This is a genomic window from Enterocloster sp. OA13 (assembly GCF_022440595.1).
In the GTDB taxonomy this organism is placed as follows: domain Bacteria; phylum Bacillota; class Clostridia; order Lachnospirales; family Lachnospiraceae; genus Enterocloster; species Enterocloster hominis.
On sequence record NZ_JAKNTF010000001.1, the window covers coordinates 39,152 to 61,997 of the forward strand.

The window sequence follows — 22,846 nt, forward strand, 5'->3', positions numbered from 1 at the left end:
AAAAGGGCTGATGCAAAGAGACTGCCGGGGGTGATGAAACCCCAGGCGGATCCGTCTTTTTGCCAGCCCTTTTATGTGTCAGCCTTTTATGAGTCAGCCCTAAGGAATCCGCCAGAGGTACCCCCTTAGGACTAAGCACGCCACACTATACCAGCCCGGCCCTATACAGTTCCCAGGCAATCCGCGCGCTTTCCTCCAATTCTTCCAGACAATAGAATGCATCCATGACTGTTTTGCCGGGAACCACTGGTCCGTGGTTTTTCAGCAGATAGCCGTCGCTGTCACTGACCCGCTCACGGAATGCTGAGAAAAGGGCTTCGGAGCCAGGCTTTTCATAGGGAACCAGGCCCACGGTCCCCAGCTTCATTTTCAGATAGGGTGTGTGGTCCGGTATGCAGTCCTGCTCTGATTGGGCAGGGACAAAGCTCCAGAGCACGGAGTAGGTGCTGTGGGTGTGGATGACCGCGCCTATGTCCGCGGATTTCCCATAGAGCGCCAGATGAAGGGGCCACTCCTTGCTGGGCTTTTTGTCCGATACAGATGTGCCGTCCATTCTGACAGCCGTGAAATCTTCCCTGCGCATGGTGCCGAAACAGGAGCCGCTGGCGCTGATATAGACCAGGTCATTGTGCCTGAAGCTCATGTTAGCGGAAGAACCAGCGGTCTTTCCCCGTTCAAACAGGCTGTGGGCAGCCCATACCGCTGAATCCAGCTTTTCTTGTAATATTAAGTCTTCCATAATTGCCTCCCTGTATTAGTAATTTGGTTTTGCTGTCATGGACAGGGCGCGTCCGAAGAAGTCCTCCTGTCCAAAGTTCCCGCTCTTAAGGATCAGGCGGATATCCGGTCTTTCTGCCGGAACCATGATTGGTACGCCGGGGGCCACGCTTTCGCCCATCCAGTAGGAGGAAAAGCCCAGTCCCTTGGTAACTGCCCCCGAGGTTTCGCCCCCGGCGGATATGATTCTGGTATATCCGGCTTTTACTGCGCGGACAGCCAGTTCGGCGGCCGCTCCTTCCAGCATGGCGGCTACCTTTTCGGCGCCTAGTTTCTGGTATTCCCTTACCTTATCCGGGGTGTCGGAACTGTATACGAGGACGGCGGCTGTTTCACTGCTGTGTTCCTTTATAAACCTCCATGCGTCATCAACGGTCTGCCTTCCCTCCAGCATTTCCCTTGGGTTCAGATGGCAGCAGGGACCGCCCTGGCTCTGATACCATGCAATCTGTGAAAGGGTGGCCTTGGAACAGCTGCCCGCCAGAAGAAGGGCCATTCCTGCTGTGGCATTATCAGGAATCTTTCCCTGGGAGGAAAGCTTTTTGGTCCATTGTCTGGCCAGTGGCTCCAAAAGGCCGCTGCCTCCTGTAAGAAGCGCAAGATGCCCGAACATGGAGGCAATCCGTTCACCGTCCTCCTCCGTCCTGTAGTCCGGGATGAGATAGAATGGTTCCCCGGGCTGTCTGTCCCCGGTTTCTCCGGAACCTGACCCTGCCATGAATCCATCGGCTCCCTGCTCCCCCACACAGCGGCAGGAATACCGGCTCTGAGGTTCCATCAGCTTATCAATCCTGCTGTCCCACATGGGGGTGAGCGGATGGTTTTTCATGTGGCTTTCATGGAGGGGGATACCGCCCACCATAAGCCTGCCGTCCTCCACGGTCCGGCCATTGACCGGAAGGGCAGGGCACAGAATGGTGTAAGGCACCTTCATAAGGTCCATCAGGGCGTCTGCAACAGGCCCGATATTGCCTTTGGGTGTGGAATCAAAGGTAGAGCAGTATTTAAAATAAATCTGTTCCACTCCCTGGCTGAGCAGGAAACGGGCCGCCTCAAGGCTGTCGGACACGGCCCGTGCAGTCTCCTGGGTCCTGGATTTAAGTGCGATTACCACGGCCTGAGCTTCTTCCTCCTGCCCTCCTGTCTCATTGTCCTGTGCCTGTATGTCTGGAATACCATTATAAAGCCGTACGCTCATCCCTCCCTTGACCAGGAACGAAGCCGCATCGCTGGCTCCGGTAAAATCATCGGCAATACATCCTAAAACCGCCATCTGTAGTCCTCCTTTTAATCTGTCCTTCTAACCTGTCTTTCTGACATATGATACTGTATTTCCCTTTATTATATAGCAAATTTCATGCCAGGCACAGCAAATTGGAAAAAACCCGCGTATGCGGCTTTTTCTGTTGACTTTAAATCGCAGGTTATTATATAATCAGGCAAATGCAACATCGATGCAACACTTTTGATGAAACCGTGGGGAGGTAGTGTATGATCCGTCTTCTGTTTATTGTCCCGTATCCTGAATTAAGAGAAAAGGTAGAGCATGTCATATCCCATCATCCGGAGAAAAAGCGGCTTAACGCGGACATCCAGGTCATGACGGTGGAGGATACGCCGGATATCCCGGCAGATGAGTATGATGCCATCATTGCCAGGGGATACACGGCCCAGAAGACAGTGGCCAAATACAAACAGGTGCCCACCATCGGACTGTCCATATCCGGGTATGACATGGTAAGGGCCATCTCGGAGTGCTGTGAGAAGTATCATCCGAAAAAGGTGGCTGTCCTTGGGTTCGGCGGGCAGATGTATGAGGTGAAGAACATATGCCGTTTTTTCAAAATCGATGTGGAGGTCCATGCGCCGGTCCGCCATGAAGACCTGGCGGCAAAGCTTGACCAGGCCATTGCGGCTGGCTGTGATGCCCTGATTGGGGGATATTCCGCCAATATCCTGGCACGCCAGAAGGATTTTCCGGCTGTGGTGATACGGACAGGCGAGGATACGGTGCTTCAGGCAGTGGATGAGGCAATCCATACCGTGGACCAGATACGCCATCAGAGGATTATTTCCCAGATGTATAAAACCATCATCTATTCCTCCAAGGACGGCCTGCTTTATGTGGATGCAGCCGGGGTCATCCAGGTCCGCAACCGGGTCATCCGTCAGATGAACGGGGACATCAGCCTGATGGACCGTCCGTTAAAGCAGGCCCTTCCGTACCTGTATAAAATGTTCCATTCCGTGATTACCAGCGGACAGGAGGAGAGCGGCAGGATCCTCACCATCCCCGGAACAAAGGTCACGGTGTCGGTCAGCTGTACCCCGGTCATTGCCAATAAGGAAATCTCAGGGGTGGTATTCTTCCTGTCCGACATCACAATGATCCAGAACCTGGAAAGCCAGATACGCCGCAAACTCAGCGAGCGCGGATTCCAGGCAAAATATACGTTCCAGGATATCATCCACCAGAGCCGGGTCATTGACCAGACCATTGAGACAGCCAGGCGGTATGCCGCGTCTGATTCCAACGTGATCATTGTAGGGGAAACAGGAACAGGCAAGGAACTGTTTGCCCAGGGTATCCATAACAGCAGCAGCCGGAATAACGGCCCGTTCGTGGCCATCAACTGTGCTGCCCTTCCGGAGAACCTTCTGGAGAGCGAACTGTTCGGATATGTGGAAGGCGCCTTTACCGGGACCAGCAAAGGCGGGAAGATGGGGCTTTTTGAGCAGGCCCATGGCGGAACCCTGTTCCTGGATGAGGTGGGGGAGATATCCCTTCCCATTCAGAGCAAGCTCCTGCGAGTCCTCCAGGAGCGCCAGGTGCGCAGGATTGGTGACAATAAGGTGATTGACGTGAATGTGCGTATTATTTCCGCCACCAATAAGAGCATATCAAAGCTCTCTGACAAGGGGCAGTTCCGCAGGGACCTGGTGTACCGTCTGGATGTGCTGCGCCTGTTCCTGCCGCCTTTAAGGGAGCGGGAAAATGACGTGGAGCTTCTGTTCCTCCATCTCCTGCAGGTCCAGGGACGGGAAACCAGGACACCCTTGCCTCAGTTGGAGCCGGGCGCCCTTTCCCTTCTGCATCAATATCCGTTCATCGGTAATATCCGGGAACTGAAGAATATGGTGGAGCGGGCCAGCGTGCTGAAAACCGGGAATATCATTACCAGGAAAAACCTTCAGGATGCCCTTTATCCTCCGGATCTGGATATGGATCCGGATTCAGGCGGATCCCTCATGCTGTCTGCCAGGGAGGGGATAAAGGACGCTGCCGCGCTAAGCGAACCGGAAAGGCTGCGCCAGGCCCTGGAACAATGCAATGGCAGCCGCACCCGGGCAGCCAGGCTTCTTGGCATGGACCGGTCAACCTTATGGAGGAAAATGCAGAAGTACGGGATGTAGCTGGAAAGGACGGCTCTAAAACCGTTTCGGAATATAGTCTTTATAAGGAAAATCAGAGGTAACATGGGAAGAGTGATGCAAAATGTTGCAATATTTAAAGTAAATGTTGCAGGCGTTGCATCGCTTTTTCTGTTTTACAGCCAAAGGATATCAGTTCCGTGCAAGCAGATAATTCTTTTTTCCCTAATTTTATATAATGTTTATAATTGCATCAAAAAAGTTGGCATGAAGTTTGCTTTTTAATCTGGCAACAAAACTTGCTGTCCGGTTTCGGTGAATCAGTTATGCTAGTGCTCCATCCGGCCAGAAACCATACTCCCAGCACTGCCTATTTTGCCATCTGCTGCGTTGTCGTCAGTCAGCGGAGGACCCACTCCGCTTCCTTCCTCCGCCTTGCAGGCTGACAAAATATCCAGCACTGGCAGTATGGTTTCTGGCCGGATGGAGCACTAGGAGTACCTGATGAAAAGAAATCCGGCAGTAAAATACAAATTTGGGAGGGTTGGTTTTATGTCAACATCATATGTACTTATTGTTTTTGCACTTGTAATCCTGTTAATGATTTTCCTCATCTCCAAATGCAAGGTCAATGCGGCAATGGGAATCCTGATTGCCGCCCTGATACTGGCAATTGCACTGGGAACCCCATGGGCTGAAATCGAGGGAACCATAAACAGCGGCTTCTCAGGAACCATCAAAAGCGTGGCAATCGTCATCTTCCTCGGATGTACCATGGGTACGGTCCTGGAGAAAACAGGGGCGGCTGTGCGTATTACTAAATGGGCCATCAAGCTGGTTGGTGAGAAGAACATGATCTGGGCCATTGCCCTCAGTTCCTTTATCCTGGGCATACCGATTTTTGCCGATACCGTGGTCATCCTGTTAATCCCCATCGTATCTCTGTTAGCAGTACAGACCAAGAAATCCATGATGAGCTACGGCGCGGCCCTTTACCTGGGCGCCCTGGTAACCGCTTCCCTGGTACCTCCCACACCAGGACCAGTGTCCGCCGCAGCCCTGTTAAACGTACCTCTGGGCCAGGCAATCCTGTGGGGACTTATCGTTGCAATCCCCAGTGTGGTGGGTGCAACCATTTACTGTATGACACTGAAGACACCGGTGCTTCCAAAGGAGGAATTCCTGAAGGCGGCCCAGGAGACAGAACACATGGAACTTCCGTCCCTGTCCAAGTCCCTGCTTCCAATCCTGTTCCCCCTGTTCTTAATCCTGGCGAATACGGTTGCATCTGTCATGATGCCGGAGACACCGGTGGCAAACTTCTTTGCATTCATCGGAAGCCCGCTGGCAGCGCTGTTTACAGGATGTATCCTTTCCCTGCTTCTGACAGGTAAGGAATGGAAGAGCAAGAAAGTATTAAATGACTGGGTAAATGAAGGAATCGTTGCAGCTGCAATGCCTATCGTTGTAACCGGTATGGGCGGCGCCCTTGCAACCTTTGTAAAGAACGCCGGCGTTGCTGAGAAGATTGCGGACATCATCGTACAGTCCTCCTTCCCTGCCATCCTGATTCCAATCATCATCGCGGCCATCATCCATGTGGTAACCGGATCCAATGCACTTGGCGTCATGACAGCGGCAGCGCTGGTAGAGCCGATGCTGGCAACCCTGGGCATTTCCCCGGTCGCAGCCTTCCTGGCATGCGGAACAGGCGCCCTGATGTTTAAACATGCCAATTCATCCGGATTCTGGGTAACCGTATCCATGTCCAATATGGATGTGAACCAGGGCATCCGCGCGGTTGGCGGCGCGTCCACGGTGGCTGGGTTCATCGGCGCCATATTTACCTGTATCCTGTTTGCGCTGCATGTAATCTAACCCGGCATGTAATCTAATCCGGCATGTAATTGGATCCGGCATGTAATCTAACCTGGCAAGTAATCGAATCCGGCACAGATGGAAATTCAAACAGGGAACATTTCCCTGAAGAAAGGAACCAGAAAGGAAACTGATAAATGGAAAAATTTGTAACACGGGCAGCACGCCTGAACAAAGCATACGACATCGAGTTAATTGAACGTGAACTGGAATGCGGCGAGGATGACATCATTGTAAGGAATCATATGATGGGAATCTGCGGCTCAGACAAAAGCTTTTACAGGGGATCCATGCCGCCCCAGACAGCGGAGTTCCGCCAGCCGCCGGAATTCCCATTCCTCCTCGGACATGAGAGCGGGGGGACCGTTGTTGCGGTCGGGGACCGTGTCAGCGGCTATAAAGTGGGCGATAAGGTGATGGCATTTGGCTGGAACAATAACTTTGCCGACTACTTCAAATCCAAGGCATTCCAGCTTCAGCCGGTTCCGGAGGGACTGGATATGGATATAGCCGCCCTGGGTGAACCAACGGCCTGCGCCATGTATTCCGGGCTTAACACAGGCGTACAGCTGGGGGATACGGTGGTAATCATGGGCGGCGGCTATGCCGGACAGATCATTGCCCAGTGTTCCAAATTAAAGGGTGCCTATCAGGTGATTGTGGTGGATGTGCTGGAGGGCAAGCTTGACCTGGCAAAATCCCTGGGAGCGGATGTGGTGATTAATTCCAGGGAAGAGGACCCGGTGGCAAAGGTAAAGGCCCTGACCGGAGGACGCGGCGCGGACGTGGTGGTTGAGGCTGCCGGAACAGCGGAATCCTTTAATGCGGCAAGTGCAATGATACGCCACAACGGCAAGTTCGTATTCTACAGCTGGGTAACCACACCGGTGACCCTGAATATCAGCCGCTGGCATGATGACGGCCTGGAATTCGTAAATACCTGTCTGGTACACCACACATGGCAGCAGCGCTATGTATGGGTTCCCGACACCCTGCGCCCCATCATCCAGGGAACGGTCAGGATTGCGCCGTTGATTACCAATGAGTTTAAGCTGGCTGACATAAAGGCCGGATTTGACCTGGCGGACAAGGACGATGCCGCAATTAAGATTGTATTCCGTCCATGAGAACGCACGCAGATAAGCCAATGAATCAATAAAGGAGAGTATCATAATTATGGATTATACCAACTTAATCAACAATAACAATGGAAAGACATCAAAGGTGGGAATCATCGGGGCTACCCGGGGATATGGCTATACACTGCTTGCCCAGATTCCCAAGGTAAAGCATATGCAGCTTCGGGTCATCAGCTCCAGGCACACGGACGAATGCCTGGAGGTGCTGAAGGAAATCGGATACGATGAAACCAATATCGTAATCTGCGGAACCAGGGAGCAGATTGACCAGGCGCCAGAGGATGCAATCCTGATTGTCAGCGATTACCGTCTGGTGATGGAATGCGGGGTCACGGCCCTTGTGGAGTGTACCGGCAATACGGCAGTAAGCTCTGACGCAGCTCTTTCGGCCCTTCGCAGAGGCATCAACGTCTACATGGTTTCCAAGGAAACGGACAGCGTGTGCGGTCCCCTCCTAAACCAGGTGGCTGCTGAGAACGGCGCGGTATATTCCCTGGTTAACGGCGACCAGCCAAGGAACCTTTTAGACCTCTATTCATGGGCAATGCTTCTGGGGCTTGAGGTGGTATGCGCAGGAAAGGCCAGCGAGTACGACTTTGTCTGGGACAGGGAGACAGGTGAATTTACCCTGACGGACGGAACCGGAGTCACCCAGCCGTTACCGGAAATGATGGACCACTGGCGTTACAAAGGCGTTGAGACACTTGAAGCCCGCCGCAGGATGCTGGAAAAATACACAGGCGTCATATCCGCCGACCTTTGCGAGATGAACCTTGTGTCCAACATAACCGGATTCGTACCGTCCTCGCCGTTCTTAAGCTATCCCATTGCCAAGACCAGCGAGCTTGCGGACATTTTCATTCCTGAGGAGGACGGCGGCATCTTAAAGAAAACAGGAGTTGTGGATGTGTTCTATAATCTGCGGGGAACGGATGAGGCCAGCTTCTGCGGAGGTGAATTCATCATCGTCAGATGTGAGAATGAGAAGATGTGGGATATCCTGAAGGGCAAAGGCCATGTGATGAGTAAAAACGGCAAGTACTGCTGCATCTACTATCCATATCACTATATGGGCCTTGAAACCCCGGTATCCATCCTGTTAGGGGACTTAATGGGAATCGGCACGCACCCGGAATGCCGCCAGGTATCTGTCCTGGCCGGAGTGGCTGACCGGGATCTGCCAAAAGGCACTGAACTTAAGGTGCAGGGACACCATCATTCCATAGACGGCCTGATTCCTGAGCTTCTTGAGAGCAGTTCCGTTGGGCATCTGGCGCCATTCTATCTGTTGAACGGCACGACCCTGCTGCGGGATGTGAAGAAGGGGGACCCCGTCACACTGGAAGACGTGGAGCTGACCCATCTGGAGACATATAAGCTGTATGCCAAAGGATTGGAAATCTGATGGATGGAGGAAATCTAATCCCTAAATACCGATAGCAGCCATCCTTGCAAGTACTCTCTTTGTCCTTGCCCCCATATCCGTTTCACTGAACTTTTGCAGCAGCAGGTCAGAAACGATGGCGCCGTCTTTGGTGAACAGCACCCTGTCAGCCTTGGCGGCGACCAGCGCATCGTGGGTCACGAGCAGGATTGCGGTGCCATTCCTGTTGATATCCACAAGCAGCCCCATGATTTCCTCCGCTGATTTTGAGTTAAGGGCGCCGGTGGGTTCATCGGCAAAGAGAATCTCCGGATGGTTCATCAGGGCGCGGCAGATTCCCGCGCGCTGGAGCTGTCCGCCGGAAACCGCCCGGGTATCCCTGTGCTCAAGTCCTCCAATGCCCATTTCCTTCATCAGGGCCTTTGCCTTTTGAACGGATCCGGCGGCAGCACGCCTGCCGCCCAGGGCTGCGGGAAGGATGATATTGTCCAGGAGGTTAAGGTTCTTCAGCATGGCAGGCTGTTGGAAGATGAAGCCCATTTTTGTCCGGCGTATATCCGCAAGTCCGTCTTCGCTGAGACCGGACAATTCCTTATCCATGAACTTCACTGAACCGCTGCTAATGCTGTCCATGCCGGAAAGCACGTGCAGCAGCGTGGTTTTCCCTGAACCGGAAGGACCCATCACTGCGGTGAACTCACCTCTTTTGATTTGTGCGTTGACGGAGTTTAACGCCTTCACCTGTTCTTCTCCGGTTCCAAAAATTTTCACTATATTTGTTCCAGTAACAATGTCTTCCATATCCTATGCCTCCTTAAATATGTTCCGAAATTTTCAATATGCCTCCTTAATATGTTCCGGAATTTTCAACCGGCGTATATCCGATACGCCGGATACCGTTGCAACCATCACGCAAGCCCCAAGTAACAGCGGGGAAAGCAGATAAGCAAACCACGGGTTTACTGCAAATTTGAAGGCGGTGCCGCCTAAAGAGGAAATCAATACCCCGCCCGCCGCCTCTCCCAAGGTGTCTGCCAGGATTACGCCGCATATGACCCCGGACAATGCCACGGTTACGGAACGGGTCATATATTGCCTGCGGATATCCGCGCTGGTAAAACCAATGGATTTCAGGACCGCGATGGGATAGCGGTCTTTTGCCACCAGCATTTTCATGAACAGCAAGGTGACCAGGATGGTAAGCAATACGGCGGCAGAGGCAGAGGCGTAAGACACTTTCCGTATGGCCTCCAATGTGCCGCCGAATGTCTGGCGCACATATTCGTCCGCAGCCGTGACCGTGGCGGATGGGAACTCCCACTGATATCGGGCCACTGTTTTGGCTGCTGCCGTCTTATTCCGGAGTTCCACAGGGATGACCACCCGCATTAAATCAGCATCCCCTGCCTCAAAGGAGGCCTTTGCTGTTTTCCCGGCGTTGGTGATGTCGGGATAGATTCCGCATACGGTCATGTGTTTTTCCCTGCCGTCCACAATGAGTGTCAGCCCATCCCCCATTGTCTTCCCAAGCTCCCGGGCGTTCAGGGAGGAAAGGGCGATTTCCCTGCCGGTTGCAGGAGGGCCTCCCTGGGAATACATGACAGGGAAGGCGTTATGGTCGCCCAGGTCCACCCGCAGCCGCTCCACGCGGCCGTCTGTCCCCGGCATGCTGAATACCATACCGGAAAGCACCGTGTATCCCTCAACATTTTCATCCGCCGCCAGCGCGGCGCTTAGGTCCGCTGTTACCTGCCGGACATCGTCTGTCCGTGTCTGGGACAGATATACCGAAATGTCGCTTTCACCAACACCCATGTATGTCATGAAGCTTCTGGCTGAAATGGTGTTGTAGATGTTCTGCGGGACAATCAGGATAAGGGATGAAATAGCCAGCACCGCGAACATGGTCATGTAGAGTTTTTTGCGGGAAAGCACATCCCTGATACCGAGGAAGACATTGAGCGGAAGGAGCCTGTTTTCGCTGAAACAGAATCCCTTTGCAGCGTTGGGGTGTTCCATGGGTGCGCCGAACCGGACCGCCTGTGCCGGGGGGATTTTACGGAAACGCCCCAAAACGGCTTTTACATACCACATCACCACAAGGAAGATGGTTAAAGTCCCAAGTGCGCCTATGAATGGCGTAACCGCGCCCCTGCCGCTGTCACCCATGTAAATGCGCATATTGCCCATCAGTGGGGCAAGGAGGGGGAAGGAGAGCAGGAATCCCAGGACACAGGCTGCCCCGGCAATGGCTCCGTATTTGGCAGAATACAGCTTTGCAATGTCCCTGGCGCGCAGGCCCAGGGCCTTGAGTACACCGATTTCCCTGTAATCCTCCTCGATTTTGGCGAGAAGCGTAAAGCGGATACAGAGGAACGCCACGATGATTACCAGGATGCTTATCATGACCAGCACTGCAATCATCATGCCGTCGGTTCCTGCGTTCATCATGGCAAGCAGCGGACGGCTGATGACAGGCGGGCCATTGGACGGCAGTCCGGCCTCGAAATAATCCGACTGGAACGCAGGGAAGGCCGCAGGGTCTTTTAAACGGAACTCAATCAGATACTCCATGCTGCCGGAGCCTTCCAGATCCCTGAACGTATCCTCACTGACAAGAAACCGCTTGGAGCCGGTAATATCGGCGTTCATCGCGGAGTCACGCAAAAATCCGGCCACCGTGAGGGACACGCCGTGCACGGTCAGCGTATCGCCTATTTGGGCGCTTCCGTCCTTTTTATAGCAGAGAGGGACATAGACCACGCCGTCAGCCGGATGGATGACATCACCGTTTAAATCCAATAAAAAGTCAAAGGTCCTGTTCTGCGTGGTAAATCCATTGTCCTGCACACTTCCCTCCAGGGACTTTTCCCCTATGGAAATGTCTAATCCCTTCACATTAAGGAACCTGGCCAGCTGGTATGCCTCCACGTTGCCCTGGATATCCGCGAAGTCCTGAAGCTGCCGTACGTCAATATCACCGGAATGCATCTGCAGGAAGTGGACCGCCTTTGCCTCCTCCATCAGATGGTCAACCGCTCCGGACAGATTCATGCCCAGCATGGCTGCTGCCGATGTCAGGGCCGCCGAAGCCACGATAAAGGCCGCGGTCGTGATGGAAACCAGTTTACTTTTGCGTATGTCGTTCATGATCAGTTTTCCGTACATGGTGTGACCTCCTCATATTTTAACAGATACCATGTCAGGACACCCAGAAGCAGTGTCATGATACCCACTAAGAATGTGGGTATGAATACCTGGGTGCTCCATTTTTCAAAGATAACGCCGTACAGTATCTGGCCCAGGGGCGCTGCGCATTGGGAGACTGCCGTAATGATTGCCATGACCTTTCCAAGGTTTTTGTCCGGTGTTATTTTTTGGACCTTTGTGATGATGTAGATGGAGATGACCGTCATGCTTGCCGCAATAGGGATGGCGCCCAGCATGAACAGGATAAACGAAGGGTAATACCCCAGCCTAAGAAAAAGGGGCATTAGGGATGCTGCCATCAGCACCATCATCAGGGCGCAGGCAAAAAGCCAGCGGTGCAAGGTTTTAAGGCTCATCTTCTTTGCGAAAAAGCCAATGGACAATGCGCCTAATATGGTGGCGGAGTTAATGAGTCCCATCCCAATCCCGTACAGGGTATCGCTGCTTTGCATCGTTACCCGCAGCACAATCGGGGCGCCCACAAGGAAATAAGGAATCAGGACCAGGTTGAGCAGGACGGCAATCATGCTGACCCTCCGTATGAATTCCTGCTTAAGGACGTATGTGAATCCTTCTTTCATATCCCTTGCGATGGCCGGTATGACAGGCCCGGTCCATTGTCTTTTCACAAAAGGTATTTGGATGAAAAGCTCCATTACGGCAGACAGGAAAAATGAGATACAGCTAACCGCAACAACGGTCTTAAGGCCCATGAGTCCGTACAGGATCCCGCCAAGGACCGGAGCCGCAACCGCTGACAGGGCCTGAACCGCCTGGACAAGACCATTGGCCCCTTCCAGCTTCTGCTCCTCAACCAACAGGGGGATACTTGCCGTTACGGCGGGGGTATAAAGGGCGCTGACAATAGACAGGAGCACCATGGACGTCCCGGCTGTGAAGACAGAGATACTGCCCACACTCATAAGTATGATCAGGGACAATACAATTGCGCTGCTGGTAAAATCAAATATCACCATCAGATTGCGGCGGTTGAACCGGTCGGCAATGGCCCCGCCCAGGGGGGCAAGCAGAAGGGGGATATTGGATATGGCAAACAGCGTGGCAAATAAAGACCCGCTGCCTGTTGTATCCAGGACGTACAGGGAGAGCGCAAACCGCAGCAGCGCTGAACCTAATATGGAGATGATTTGGCCGGACACCATTAAATTGAAGTTTTTAGGTGATGGGGTATGGATTGTTTTTTCCTGCATTCTGAAACCTCCTATACAAACTGACCGTCAGTCTATAAAAACTGTAAAAAATTGCATGATAATGGGTGACACAGGTATCATGCAAATTTTTTCTTGAGTTCATTAAAATATCCAGGGGGGACCCCTAATGTTTTTTCCATCATTTCAATGAAGGCAGCCGCATACCGGGCGTTCTCCCCGCTGCTCCGCTGAAATAATCCTTCATCGAAGATCACTTGCCCTGCGGCCAGGAACAAAGCCATTGTCTCCTGGGGATAATCCGTGGAGAATGCAGCTGCGCCGTTTCCTTCACTGAGTATTTCCGCCATGACAGGCGCAAGGTTCTTTATGCTTAGCGATAAACTTTTCTGGTGCATCTCGGCGTTCTGGACCTCATGGAACTGCCGGGTCATGTTTTCCTTATCTTTTATCATTCCCTCTGACTGGCCCTGGCCCATTAAAATGGCAAATATCTTCTGGGGCGGGGTCATGTCAGGGTTTTCCACGATTTTCCTGGCATGGACCACCATATCGTCAACCATGCGCTGAATGATTGCATCCATAACCTCTTCTTTGGATTTGAAATAGTAGTAGAATACGCCTTTTGACAGCCCGTATACGTTCAGGATATCCGTAACCGTTGTTTTTGCATATCCTTTTTCCACAAACAGCTTTTGTGCTGCATCTAATAACTCATTTTTTCTTACTTCCGGCTCTTTGGGCCTGCGCATCATCCATTCACCACCTTATAGACCGACGGTCAGTTTAATAAAGAATATCATAGAGTGATACAAAAGTCAAGGAGTGTTTTTGGTAACATATCCGAGCGTATGATTAAAGTTTATCCAATGGGTGGAATCCCGTATTCCAGAACAGCTCCATGGCCCTGGTAACCGGGCGCCCTTTATGTCTGGCAAGCACCACGGGAAGGGGGATTTCCGGCGCCAGCGGGATGACCGCGATGTGTTCCGGTTTGAATATCCGCACACTGTTCCCTGCCAGCAGGCTGATTCCCTCGCCGATGAGCACCGCGCTTAGTATGGACTCAACCCGTGCCGTGCGCAGGATCCTGGGGGAAAAACCTGCTTCACGGCACCGGATTACACACAGGTTATAGATGGAGGTATAAGGGTTCATGAAAATAAAATCCTCATCCTTCAGTTCCTCCAGGCGGAGCCTGCTTTTAGCGGCCAGGGGATGGCCGGATTCCAGCACGGCGGCCAGCTCGTCGCCGGCAATGAACTGTGTCTGGCAGCTGGTCCCGTAAAACATTGCGTCCCGGCCAATCACCAGGTCATAAATCCCTTTTTCAAACCCTTCCATCAGTTCCAGTTCCTCCACCTCATGGAGGGACAGGCGTATATCAGGATGGGCTGCCTGGAAATCCCGGAACGCGGGCGTGAGCTGGTATTGGGTTAAAATGGGCAGTGTGCCGATGGACAGTGCCAGCTGCGGTTCTTCCCGGAACCGGTCCAGCCTGTTCCTGGCCTGGGAATATTGTTTCAGTAAAATAAGGGCGTCCTGATAAAATATGTTCCCGGCCTCGGTCAGTCCGGCCTTGCGCCTGCTCCGGTCCCACAGCATGACCCCCAGCTCCTGCTCCAGCTTCATGATCTGTTTGGAAAGGGAGGACTGGGAGATATAAAGGGATTGGGCGGCATCAAAGAATGTCTTTTCCTCCACGGATGCAATAAAGCATTGTAATTGTTCAAATGTCATGGCCTGCCTCCAATGATTCCATTATGGAAACAATTATACCACAACTTGAATTGATTCCATAGATGAAAAAATATAAACTGGACATGGAAGCATTCATATGGATAAAATGACAACAAAGAGGAGGTATATCAGGTGGGACAGATGGTAAATGACCTGCGTTCGGCCCTGGAGCTTTTAAAGACCATGCCGGGCCAGTATGCAGAGACAGAGGTGGAGGTGGACCCCAGGGCGGAGCTTTCCGGCGTATACCGTTACGTCGGTGCAGGAGGAACGGTGATGCGCCCCACGAAGGAAGGGCCTGCCATGGTATTTAACAGGATAAAGGGGCATCCGGATGCAAAGGTGGCAATCGGCGTTTTATCCAGCAGGACCCGTGTGGCTGCCCTTCTTGGCTGCCGGAGCGGGGATCTGGGGAAGAAACTGTGGGAATGTGCGTCACACCCCATACAGCCGGTTGTGACAGAGGAAAAGGCGACCTGCCAGGAAGTGGTGCACCTGGCAAATGAGCCGGGATTTGATTTGGCCAAGCTGGTCCCGGCGCCGACCAATACGCCGGATGACGCGGGGCCTTATATTACCCTGGGGATGTGTTATGCCAGCCATCCCGACACAGGGGCCAGCGATGTGACCATCCACCGGCTCTGCATCCAGGGAAAAGATGAGCTGTCCATTTTCTTTACCCCGGGGGCGCGTCATATAGGCGCCATGGCGGAACGGGCGGAAGAACTGGGACAGGCACTGCCCATATCCATCAGCATTGGCGTGGATCCTGCCATCGAGATCGGTTCCTGCTTCGAACCGCCCACAACACCTCTTGGATACGACGAGCTGTCCATTGCAGGCGCGCTCAGGGGGGAACCGGTGAAGCTGTGCAGGTGCCTTACGGTTAAAGAGAGGGCCATTGCCAATGCAGAGTATGTCATTGAAGGGGAGGTGGTTCCGGGCGTGCGGGTCCAGGAGGACCAGAACAGCAACACAGGATTCGCCATGCCGGAATTTCCGGGCTATACGGGTCCTGCCAGCAGCCAGTGCTGGCTTATCCGGGTAAAGGCGGTGACCCACAGGAAGGATCCCATCATGCAGACCTGTATCGGCCCCAGCGAGGAACATGTGTCCATGGCGGGAATCCCCACAGAGGCCAGCATCTACGGCATGGTGGAGAAGGCCATGCCGGGGCGGCTTAAGAATGTATACTGTCCTTCGGCAGGAGGCGGCAAATACATGGCGGTACTGCAGTTTGAAAAGAAGACGGAAAGCGACGAGGGGCGGCAGCGCCAGGCGGCCCTGCTTGCATTTTCCGCGTTCAGCGAGTTAAAGCATGTGTTCCTGGTGGATGAGGATGTGGACTGTTTTGACATGAGCGATGTACTGTGGGCCATGAATACAAGGTTCCAGGGAGACGCGGACATCATCACGATTCCCGGCGTGCGCTGCCATCCCCTGGACCCGTCCAATACCCCGGAGTGTTCACCTGGTATCCGGGGGAAAGGCATTGCATGCAAGACAATCTTTGACTGTACCGTGCCCTATGACCAGAAGAAGCGGTTTGTCAGGGCGCGTTTTATGGAGGTGGACCCGGAAAAATGGCTGACAGGATTGTCATAGGAATCAGCGGCGCTTCCGGCGCGCCCATTGCGGAAGCCCTTTTAAAGGCGCTTAAAAAAGAGAGGGTACAGACCCACCTGGTCATCTCAAGAGGCGGCGCCATGACCATCGAACAGGAAACCGGGATGTCCGCCGGGGAAATCGGGCAGCTGGCAGATGTGGTTTATGATAACCAGGACCTGGGCGCGGCCCTGGCCAGCGGAAGCTTTAAGACAATGGGCATGGTCGTGGTCCCCTGCAGCATGAAGACACTGGCCGGCATCCACAGCGGATACAGTGATAACCTGCTCCTCAGGGCGGCGGACGTGACCCTGAAGGAAAGGCGCAGGCTGGTGCTGGTGGCCAGGGAATGCCCGCTGAGCCAGGTCCATCTGCGCAACATGTACGAACTGTCCCAGATGGGCGCTGTCATCCTTCCTCCGGTCCTCAGTTATTATCATAAGCCGGAGACACTGGAAGAAATGACCAATCACATAGTCGGAAGGATAATGGACCAGCTGGGCATGGAATATGAAGGCTTCAGGCGCTGGGGAGGCTGACGGTTATGGGGAAGATTTGTGCAGAAAAAATCCATATGGAAAATCCGCCCTGTCCTGCTGTTATAGAAAAATGGATTGATGATCCTGAAGTTTCCGGCTGCATCAGGGCATATATGTTCCGGCTGGATGAAGGGGGCAGTGTGTTGATTACAGGAGGTTCAAGAACCCATGTGGGCGCCTTCAGCCGGACTGCGCCGGGCCGGGATACAGAAACAATCCAGTTTCCGGGACATAAAGACGGCGTGGTCAGCAGCCATTGGTCGGAAACGCTTTGCCGTGTCCTGGGGGAGCCGTTCAGCGTGGAGTGCGGGATTCATTTTGATGGCCTGTCTAAGAACGGCATCGGACTGGTTGTGCAGATCTGCGGGGAAATGCTGGAGGAGGCCTGCCGGTTTTATAAATCATGTGAATCCGATGGGACATCTGTGGTATAATACAGAGTGAACCCGCAGATGGCGGAAAACATTTTCAGGAACGGTCTGAAGCACAGGGATAACGGACAGGAGGATTGACTGTGAAATATTTTATGGTAGAAGGGATCATCCGGGCAGCGGAAAACATGGATGATGCCATCATGGAACAGCACATGGCTTACACACAGAAGGCCATGGACCAGGGGAACTTCTTGATTTCCGGATTAAAGACAGATATGAGCGGCGGTGTTTTTATTATAAGGGCGGATACCGCAGAACAGGCAGAGGCGTATCTGGATAACGAACCATTTAAACTGCATGGCATCCAGGACTACAGGTGGGTGGAGTTTGAACCCCACTATATAAATCCGTCCGCCGGAACCTGGATGGAATAAAATGAAAGAAAAGTAAGGGCATTCAGGTCCTCTCCGTCATATCCTATACCATAGGATGTGAGATCCGGAGGGGACCTTTATGCATTATGGACTGGCATTGTCAGGGGGCGGGACCAGGGGGGCTGCCCACGTGGGCGTACTGAAGGCGCTGGAAGAAGCGGGGCTTCTGCCGGATGCAGTGGCAGGCACCAGCGCGGGCAGCATCGCCGCGGGCCTGTATGCCTCCGGTATGCAGATTCATGAGATGGAGAAGGCAGTACACCAGCTGGCTGTCCATGGAAATGACTACCTGGACCCGGACTATTCCGGGATTATGGAATTTGTGCCCCGGCTTCTGACCGGGAGAAGAATCAATCTGCAGGGGTATATCAAGGGGGATAAGCTGCTCTCCTACTTCTGTGAACTTACCGGCAGAAAGCAGCTGGACGAATCCGTGGTAAAGCTTGTGATTCCCGCAGTGGACCTCATAAGCGGCCAGACCCTGTGTTTTACCAATTCAGAAACAGTCAGGCCGCAGATGCATGTGAGATGGTCCTGGGACGCCTATCTGTGTGAAGCCATGATGGCCAGCTCCAGCGTGCCGGGAGTATTTGCCCCCAGAAAAATCGGGTCCTGCCTTCTGGTGGACGGAGGCGTTACCCACAACCAGCCGGGCGGGCTTTTGAAAGCAGCCGGGGTGTGGCCCGTCATAGCCGTGGACGTAGGGGCGCCGTATTCGGCGCCGGATGATGATTCGGTCATTGAAGTACTTTCCCATTCATTTTCCATTATGGGAAGCCTTCTGGAAGAAGGCCGTCCACCGTCAGAGGCACTCCGGCTCCATCTGCCCCTCCCGGAAGATGCCGGACTGCTCTCATTTGATAAAATGGAGGCATGTGTGGAGATTGGATACCAATATACCAGGAGGATGGTTCCCACAATCAGGAAGGTGCTGGACAGGGAAGGACTTCCTGGTGTCTAGAATCCGCCTGGCCCTCAGTTCCGGCAGATGTCCAACTCCTTCATCTTTCCGGCATTTTAAACCCTGCAAGGGCCTGGTTCAGATAGTCATTAAAGGGCTTCATTTTCAGGAAAATATCCACGGCCAATTGTAAGAACTGTTCCGTATCCCCAACAATTGAATCGCTGACCGGATATTCCAGGTACCAGCTTTTAAATTTCAGATATTCTGCCATAGGATGTTCCCTGTCGTAGCCGCGGGGGACATTTTTAAGTGCCATGCCCCTGACCGTGAAGGTTTCCTTGAAATCAGGAGACTGGATAACCTGTTCCCACTGGCCGGGATGCGTAAGGATATGGTCCCGTATCATGGCGGTTGCATCCTTAAACATATCCGTGAAAAGCCCTCCTCCTAAAAAGGACTGGCCGCCGGGTTTTATCATGATATAATATCCCACCGGGATGGGAAGCTTCCCTTTCGAGGAAATATGGGCGCGGAAGGCCGGATTATAAGGGGATTTGTCATGACTGAACCGCGTATCCCTTACCAGCTTAAAGGTCAGGTCCCTGGGATTCTGGTGCAGGATGCTGCGGTCGGTTTTCCCAATCCTGTAAATCAGTTCCTGGATCAGGCCCTCAAATTCAGTCTTGGCTTTCTGGAATCCCTCTTTATGGGAGTGATACCATTGGCGGTCGTTGTTATGGTTTAATTCAGTCAGGTATCTTAATATTGTGTTGTCCGTCATTGACAGTCCCTCCTATGCGTTTTTTACGAATGACAGTGCCGCGGATCCTAAAAAACTGGAAAAGAACTGTTTTGTCCGTTCCGGTGATTCATACATCCGGCAGAATGTAAAATGGGAAGCAAGGCCATCAATGTCTTCCATGGCGTTCTTAAAATTCTCGGCTGTTTCGGGATTGATTTCCTTTGCAACGGTATAATCCAGGGCCTGGGGATCCAGCCGCCGGCTTTTAATGGCATAGTTTATCCGGCTGGCACAATGGCATGTCCCGGAGCCGTATTCGCCGCAGTATTCGGTGAGGAAACCGGCCATTTTCCTGCGTATCCTGGAAAGGCGCTGGCGGTAAGCTTCCGGCGTCATGTTGAGTATGGTCCCGGCTGTGTGGCTGTCTAATTTGAACATGGTGCCCAGGATGAAGATACAGCGGCTTTCCATATCAAGACATTGGAGCATTACATTGGTACAGGACATTTTCAGCTCCTCTGCAAGAAGCTCCTTGTCAACGTCCTGGGTCAGGTCAGGAAGATCCCCGGGCATTCCGCAGCGGATATCATTCCCATAGAATTCAAAATCCAGCGGACGTCCGGCAAACATATGCTTTTTGTAGTTAATCAGGTGGTTGGTGGCAATGCGGAAGACCCAGGTGGAGAAGCTGCTCTCCTTCTTAAAAGAGGAAAGGTGGGTCATCACCTTCAGAAGGATGTCCTGGGACGCGTCCTCGGCGTCAGGAAATGTCCCAAGCATCCGCAGGGAGAGATTGAAGACCATGTCCTGTATGCTGCCGATCAGCGCCTCAAGGGATTCCCTGTCCCCGGCAGCGGCCTTGTCAATTAATTCTGATACATTCTGGTTTTTATTCATTTTCTTATACCTCCTTATTAATTAGACAAGGCATTGGGGGATGTGTGACAGATAAATCTTATTATACAGTCATATCTGGTGTCCCGTATAGTTCTTTTTGAAACCTTACCGCAAAAGTTCAGATGGTACCTCCTCCATAGGCGGGTATCATGTCAATAAAGTCCATACCTGGCCTATCATGAAACGGATTATCTGGAAAGCCGGAGCCTTTCATGATATATTTAATACAGATGCCGTAAGCCACACTCTTGACGGAAAAGGAGCCAGCCCATGCTGATGGTAGAAAAGAAGTGTCCCTGGTGCGGACGTGAGATTGCTAAGCCTAAGTTTTACCGTGGCACATGTGAACATTGCCGGAATGTCTATGAAAGTTTTGTCTTTACTTATGAGAGAAGCCGTTTTACCGGAAAGGTCAGATGGCGGGGGGAGATGAGCCTGCCTGTTTCTTATCTGGTGAGGCTGCTGATTGTGGCGTTTTTCGGGTGGAATGCCCTGCGTGTGCTCCGTCACAGCCATGGGATGTCCCTGTTGCAGGCAGTCATGGCCCTGGCATTTGTTTATTTAATGTTCATCCAGCCCACCCATGTCTATTTGAAAAAAGTGGAAGGAAAAGAAGGCGGGGGACAGCCGGTTTTAGAGGAGGAGTGTATACGAAGGGCCGTATTCCTTTCCGGAGAACCTGTTTATTCATATTATAATACCAGGATGGAAATGGAGATACTGGATCCCGGCGATGCATCTTCTCTTGGAAGGAAGGATGCTGTCTTTCATTTAGCGGAAAATCTGGATGTCATCATGGAGATACCGCCGGATTATCCGGAATATTTTCAACGGCCGGGCATGCCCTTTAAACTATATGACAGGAATGGAACGTGTGTGAACCATGGGATTACGCAGGAATTGTACAGCGAAAACCCGGATCTGTTCCAGGTGCAGCTTAGTCTGTCCGGTCAGGACGGAAAGCTGGATAAAAAAAGTTTTTATCTGGCCTGCGTACCGGTGGTATCGGCGGAGGGAGATATGGAAGGCGGCGGGATTGGCAGTAGCAGAGATGCCGCCCACAGAAACGGACCTTCGGTCGAAAATAAGCTTTTATACGCCATCGTAGACTCCTATGACGGCATGGAAAGCCTGAAGACAGGCGATGCGGTCTATGAGATGATGCTGTATCACTGCAGGGAGATTCAGAAGACAATGCTTCTTCCCGCCGCCATACGCCTGTATAGGGAGGATGGAAAGTTTGTGGGAGGGGGTACGGTTACCTATTATTATTCTAAGCGGTATGTATTTGAAAATAAGAGAAAGTAAATTAGGAAGGTGATGGAAATGATGGAACAGATGTCATTGTTTGATGACCGCGAGGTCTATAATCCCCTGGCAAGCCGGCTCAGGCCGGATGACCTGGACGGGTTTGTGGGGCAGGAACATCTGCTGGGAAAGGGAAAGATACTCCGCCAGCTCATAGAGCAGGACAAGATCCCGTCCATGATATTCTGGGGACCGCCGGGGGTGGGCAAAACCACGCTTGCAGGTATCATAGCCCATAAAACCCATGCTGAATTCATTAATTTCAGCGCGGTCACCAGCGGTATAAAGGAGATTAAGGAGGTGATGGCCCAGGCTGAGAACAGCCGGAGGATGGGGATTAAGACAGTGGTATTCGTGGACGAGATCCACCGCTTTAATAAGGCACAGCAGGACGCCTTCCTCCCCTATGTGGAAAAGGGAAGCATCATACTGATTGGGGCAACCACGGAGAACCCTTCCTTTGAAATCAACGGCGCCCTCCTTTCACGGTGCAGGGTATTCGTGCTCCAGGCCCTGACCCAGGAAAATCTTTCCAGCCTGCTGAAAAAGGCTTTAAAGAGTCCCAAGGGGCTGGGTTATCTGGATGTGGATATTGATGACCATATGCTGGATATGATAGCCCAGTTTGCGGCGGGAGATGCCAGGACCGCCCTCAATACCCTGGAGATGGCTGTGACCAACGGGGAAATAAGTGCGGATAAGACCGCGGTTACCATGGAGGTGCTGAAGCAGTGCATTGGGAAGAAAAGCTTCCTCTATGATAAGAAGGGGGAGGAGCACTACAATATCATTTCCGCACTCCACAAGTCCATGCGCAACTCTGACCCGGATGCAGCGGTTTACTGGCTGGCAAGGATGCTGGAGGCAGGGGAGGACCCTCTGTACGTGGCAAGGCGGTTAATCCGGTTTGCCAGTGAGGATGTGGGGATGGCGGACAGCCAGGCCCTGCCCCTTGCGGTGGCAGCATACCAGGCATGTCATTTTCTGGGTATGCCTGAGTGCAATGTACATCTGAGCCATACGGTCATTTACCTGTCCATGGCCCCCAAGTCCAATTCCGCCTATGCGGCCTATGAGACAGCCAAAGAGGATGCCCAGGCAACCATGGCAGAAACAGTCCCCTTGAACATAAGGAACGCGCCCACGAAGCTGATGGAAGAACTGCATTATGGGGAGGGGTATGTATATGCCCATGACACAGGGGAGAAGATGGCCCGCATGCAGTGCCTTCCGGATGCGCTTATAGACAGGGAATATTACCATCCAAACGGCCAGGGGAAGGAGCCGGAAATTAAAAGGCGTCTGGAACAGATAAGACAATGGAAATCCGGACAATCGGCAGAAGTGTGACAAAGATAAAGCGGCCGTATCCGT

20 protein-coding genes are annotated in these 22,846 nt (G+C 52.7%); 11 read left to right on the forward strand and 9 right to left on the reverse strand.

Annotation, left to right across the window (positions count from 1 at the left end):
* Positions 1-145: 145 nt before the first annotated feature.
* Together MCJ35_RS00190 and otnK are read right to left on the reverse strand one after the other, a co-directional pair.
* The gene (locus MCJ35_RS00190; RefSeq protein ID WP_025483540.1) at positions 146-739 is read right to left on the reverse strand and encodes a class II aldolase/adducin family protein; all 594 of its coding nucleotides are present in this window, start codon (positions 737-739) and stop codon (positions 146-148) included.
* A gap of 15 nt (positions 740-754) precedes the next feature.
* A complete protein-coding gene (gene otnK, locus MCJ35_RS00195) occupies positions 755-2,050 on the reverse strand; it encodes a 3-oxo-tetronate kinase (protein ID WP_025483539.1) in 1,296 nt (431 codons plus the stop codon).
* A gap of 218 nt (positions 2,051-2,268) precedes the next feature.
* Between otnK and MCJ35_RS00200 the strand changes: the two genes are divergently transcribed.
* The 4 genes from MCJ35_RS00200 (at position 2,269) to MCJ35_RS00215 (ending at position 8,571) form a co-directional block, all read left to right on the forward strand.
* The gene (locus tag MCJ35_RS00200) at positions 2,269-4,191 is read left to right on the forward strand and encodes a sigma 54-interacting transcriptional regulator (protein WP_008721246.1); all 1,923 of its coding nucleotides are present in this window, start codon (positions 2,269-2,271) and stop codon (positions 4,189-4,191) included.
* Positions 4,192-4,701: 510 nt separating this feature from the next.
* Complete coding sequence (locus tag MCJ35_RS00205) at positions 4,702-6,027, forward strand: GntP family permease (RefSeq protein WP_227795197.1); 1,326 nt, start codon at positions 4,702-4,704, stop codon at positions 6,025-6,027.
* Between the two features lie 137 nt (positions 6,028-6,164).
* On the forward strand, positions 6,165-7,154 hold the full coding sequence (locus MCJ35_RS00210) for a zinc-dependent alcohol dehydrogenase (RefSeq protein WP_025483537.1): 990 nt from the start codon (positions 6,165-6,167) through the stop codon (positions 7,152-7,154).
* Positions 7,155-7,203: 49 nt separating this feature from the next.
* Positions 7,204-8,571, forward strand: a complete 1,368-nt coding sequence (locus MCJ35_RS00215; RefSeq protein ID WP_008721256.1) for a homoserine dehydrogenase — start codon at positions 7,204-7,206, stop codon at positions 8,569-8,571.
* A gap of 21 nt (positions 8,572-8,592) precedes the next feature.
* On the opposite strand, the gene MCJ35_RS00220 is transcribed toward MCJ35_RS00215, so the two are convergent.
* From MCJ35_RS00220 to MCJ35_RS00240, 5 genes are all read right to left on the reverse strand, one after another.
* The gene (locus MCJ35_RS00220) at positions 8,593-9,351 is read right to left on the reverse strand and encodes an ABC transporter ATP-binding protein (RefSeq protein ID WP_008721257.1); all 759 of its coding nucleotides are present in this window, start codon (positions 9,349-9,351) and stop codon (positions 8,593-8,595) included.
* Between the two features lie 33 nt (positions 9,352-9,384).
* Complete coding sequence (locus MCJ35_RS00225) at positions 9,385-11,718, reverse strand: ABC transporter permease (protein WP_240299303.1); 2,334 nt, start codon at positions 11,716-11,718, stop codon at positions 9,385-9,387.
* Positions 11,703-12,971: an MFS transporter gene (locus MCJ35_RS00230; protein WP_025483532.1), complete on the reverse strand. Its 1,269-nt coding sequence runs from the start codon at positions 12,969-12,971 to the stop codon at positions 11,703-11,705. The genes MCJ35_RS00225 and MCJ35_RS00230 overlap by 16 nt, the downstream gene beginning before the upstream one ends.
* A 77-nt stretch (positions 12,972-13,048) precedes the next feature.
* The gene (locus tag MCJ35_RS00235) at positions 13,049-13,684 is read right to left on the reverse strand and encodes a TetR/AcrR family transcriptional regulator (RefSeq protein ID WP_081739075.1); all 636 of its coding nucleotides are present in this window, start codon (positions 13,682-13,684) and stop codon (positions 13,049-13,051) included.
* Between the two features lie 100 nt (positions 13,685-13,784).
* Positions 13,785-14,669, reverse strand: coding sequence for a LysR family transcriptional regulator (locus tag MCJ35_RS00240; RefSeq protein ID WP_008721265.1), 885 nt, complete (start codon positions 14,667-14,669; stop codon positions 13,785-13,787).
* A 141-nt stretch (positions 14,670-14,810) separates the two neighbouring features.
* On the opposite strand from MCJ35_RS00240, the gene MCJ35_RS00245 reads away from it, so the two are divergent.
* The 5 genes from MCJ35_RS00245 (at position 14,811) to MCJ35_RS00265 (ending at position 18,582) form a co-directional block, all read left to right on the forward strand.
* Positions 14,811-16,274 (forward strand): UbiD family decarboxylase, encoded by a 1,464-nt coding sequence (locus tag MCJ35_RS00245; RefSeq protein WP_275891654.1) that lies wholly within the window; start codon positions 14,811-14,813, stop codon positions 16,272-16,274.
* Positions 16,253-16,813, forward strand: coding sequence for a UbiX family flavin prenyltransferase (locus MCJ35_RS00250; RefSeq protein ID WP_034576552.1), 561 nt, complete (start codon positions 16,253-16,255; stop codon positions 16,811-16,813). Before MCJ35_RS00245 ends, MCJ35_RS00250 begins: the two co-directional genes overlap by 22 nt.
* A 5-nt stretch (positions 16,814-16,818) precedes the next feature.
* Positions 16,819-17,247 carry a prenylated flavin chaperone LpdD gene (gene lpdD, locus MCJ35_RS00255; RefSeq protein ID WP_025483530.1) on the forward strand — a complete coding sequence of 143 codons (429 nt, stop codon included), beginning with the start codon at positions 16,819-16,821 and terminating at the stop codon, positions 17,245-17,247.
* An 80-nt stretch (positions 17,248-17,327) separates the two neighbouring features.
* A complete protein-coding gene (locus MCJ35_RS00260) occupies positions 17,328-17,621 on the forward strand; it encodes a YciI family protein (protein ID WP_025483529.1) in 294 nt (97 codons plus the stop codon).
* A 79-nt stretch (positions 17,622-17,700) separates the two neighbouring features.
* Entirely contained in the window at positions 17,701-18,582 is an 882-nt protein-coding gene (locus MCJ35_RS00265) for a patatin-like phospholipase family protein (protein ID WP_025483528.1), read from the forward strand.
* Between the two features lie 40 nt (positions 18,583-18,622).
* On the opposite strand, the gene MCJ35_RS00270 is transcribed toward MCJ35_RS00265, so the two are convergent.
* Positions 18,623-19,306: a DUF2461 domain-containing protein gene (locus tag MCJ35_RS00270; protein WP_025483527.1), complete on the reverse strand. Its 684-nt coding sequence runs from the start codon at positions 19,304-19,306 to the stop codon at positions 18,623-18,625.
* 12 nt (positions 19,307-19,318) lie between these two features.
* On the reverse strand, positions 19,319-20,164 hold the full coding sequence (locus tag MCJ35_RS00275) for an RNA polymerase sigma factor (protein ID WP_025483526.1): 846 nt from the start codon (positions 20,162-20,164) through the stop codon (positions 19,319-19,321).
* A gap of 270 nt (positions 20,165-20,434) precedes the next feature.
* Here MCJ35_RS00275 and MCJ35_RS00280 point away from each other — a divergent pair, with 270 nt between their 5' ends.
* Together MCJ35_RS00280 and MCJ35_RS00285 are read left to right on the forward strand one after the other, a co-directional pair.
* Positions 20,435-21,472 (forward strand): hypothetical protein, encoded by a 1,038-nt coding sequence (locus MCJ35_RS00280; protein WP_025483525.1) that lies wholly within the window; start codon positions 20,435-20,437, stop codon positions 21,470-21,472.
* Positions 21,473-21,493: 21 nt separating this feature from the next.
* A complete protein-coding gene (locus tag MCJ35_RS00285) occupies positions 21,494-22,822 on the forward strand; it encodes a replication-associated recombination protein A (RefSeq protein WP_025483524.1) in 1,329 nt (442 codons plus the stop codon).
* Positions 22,823-22,846: the final 24 nt, after the last annotated feature.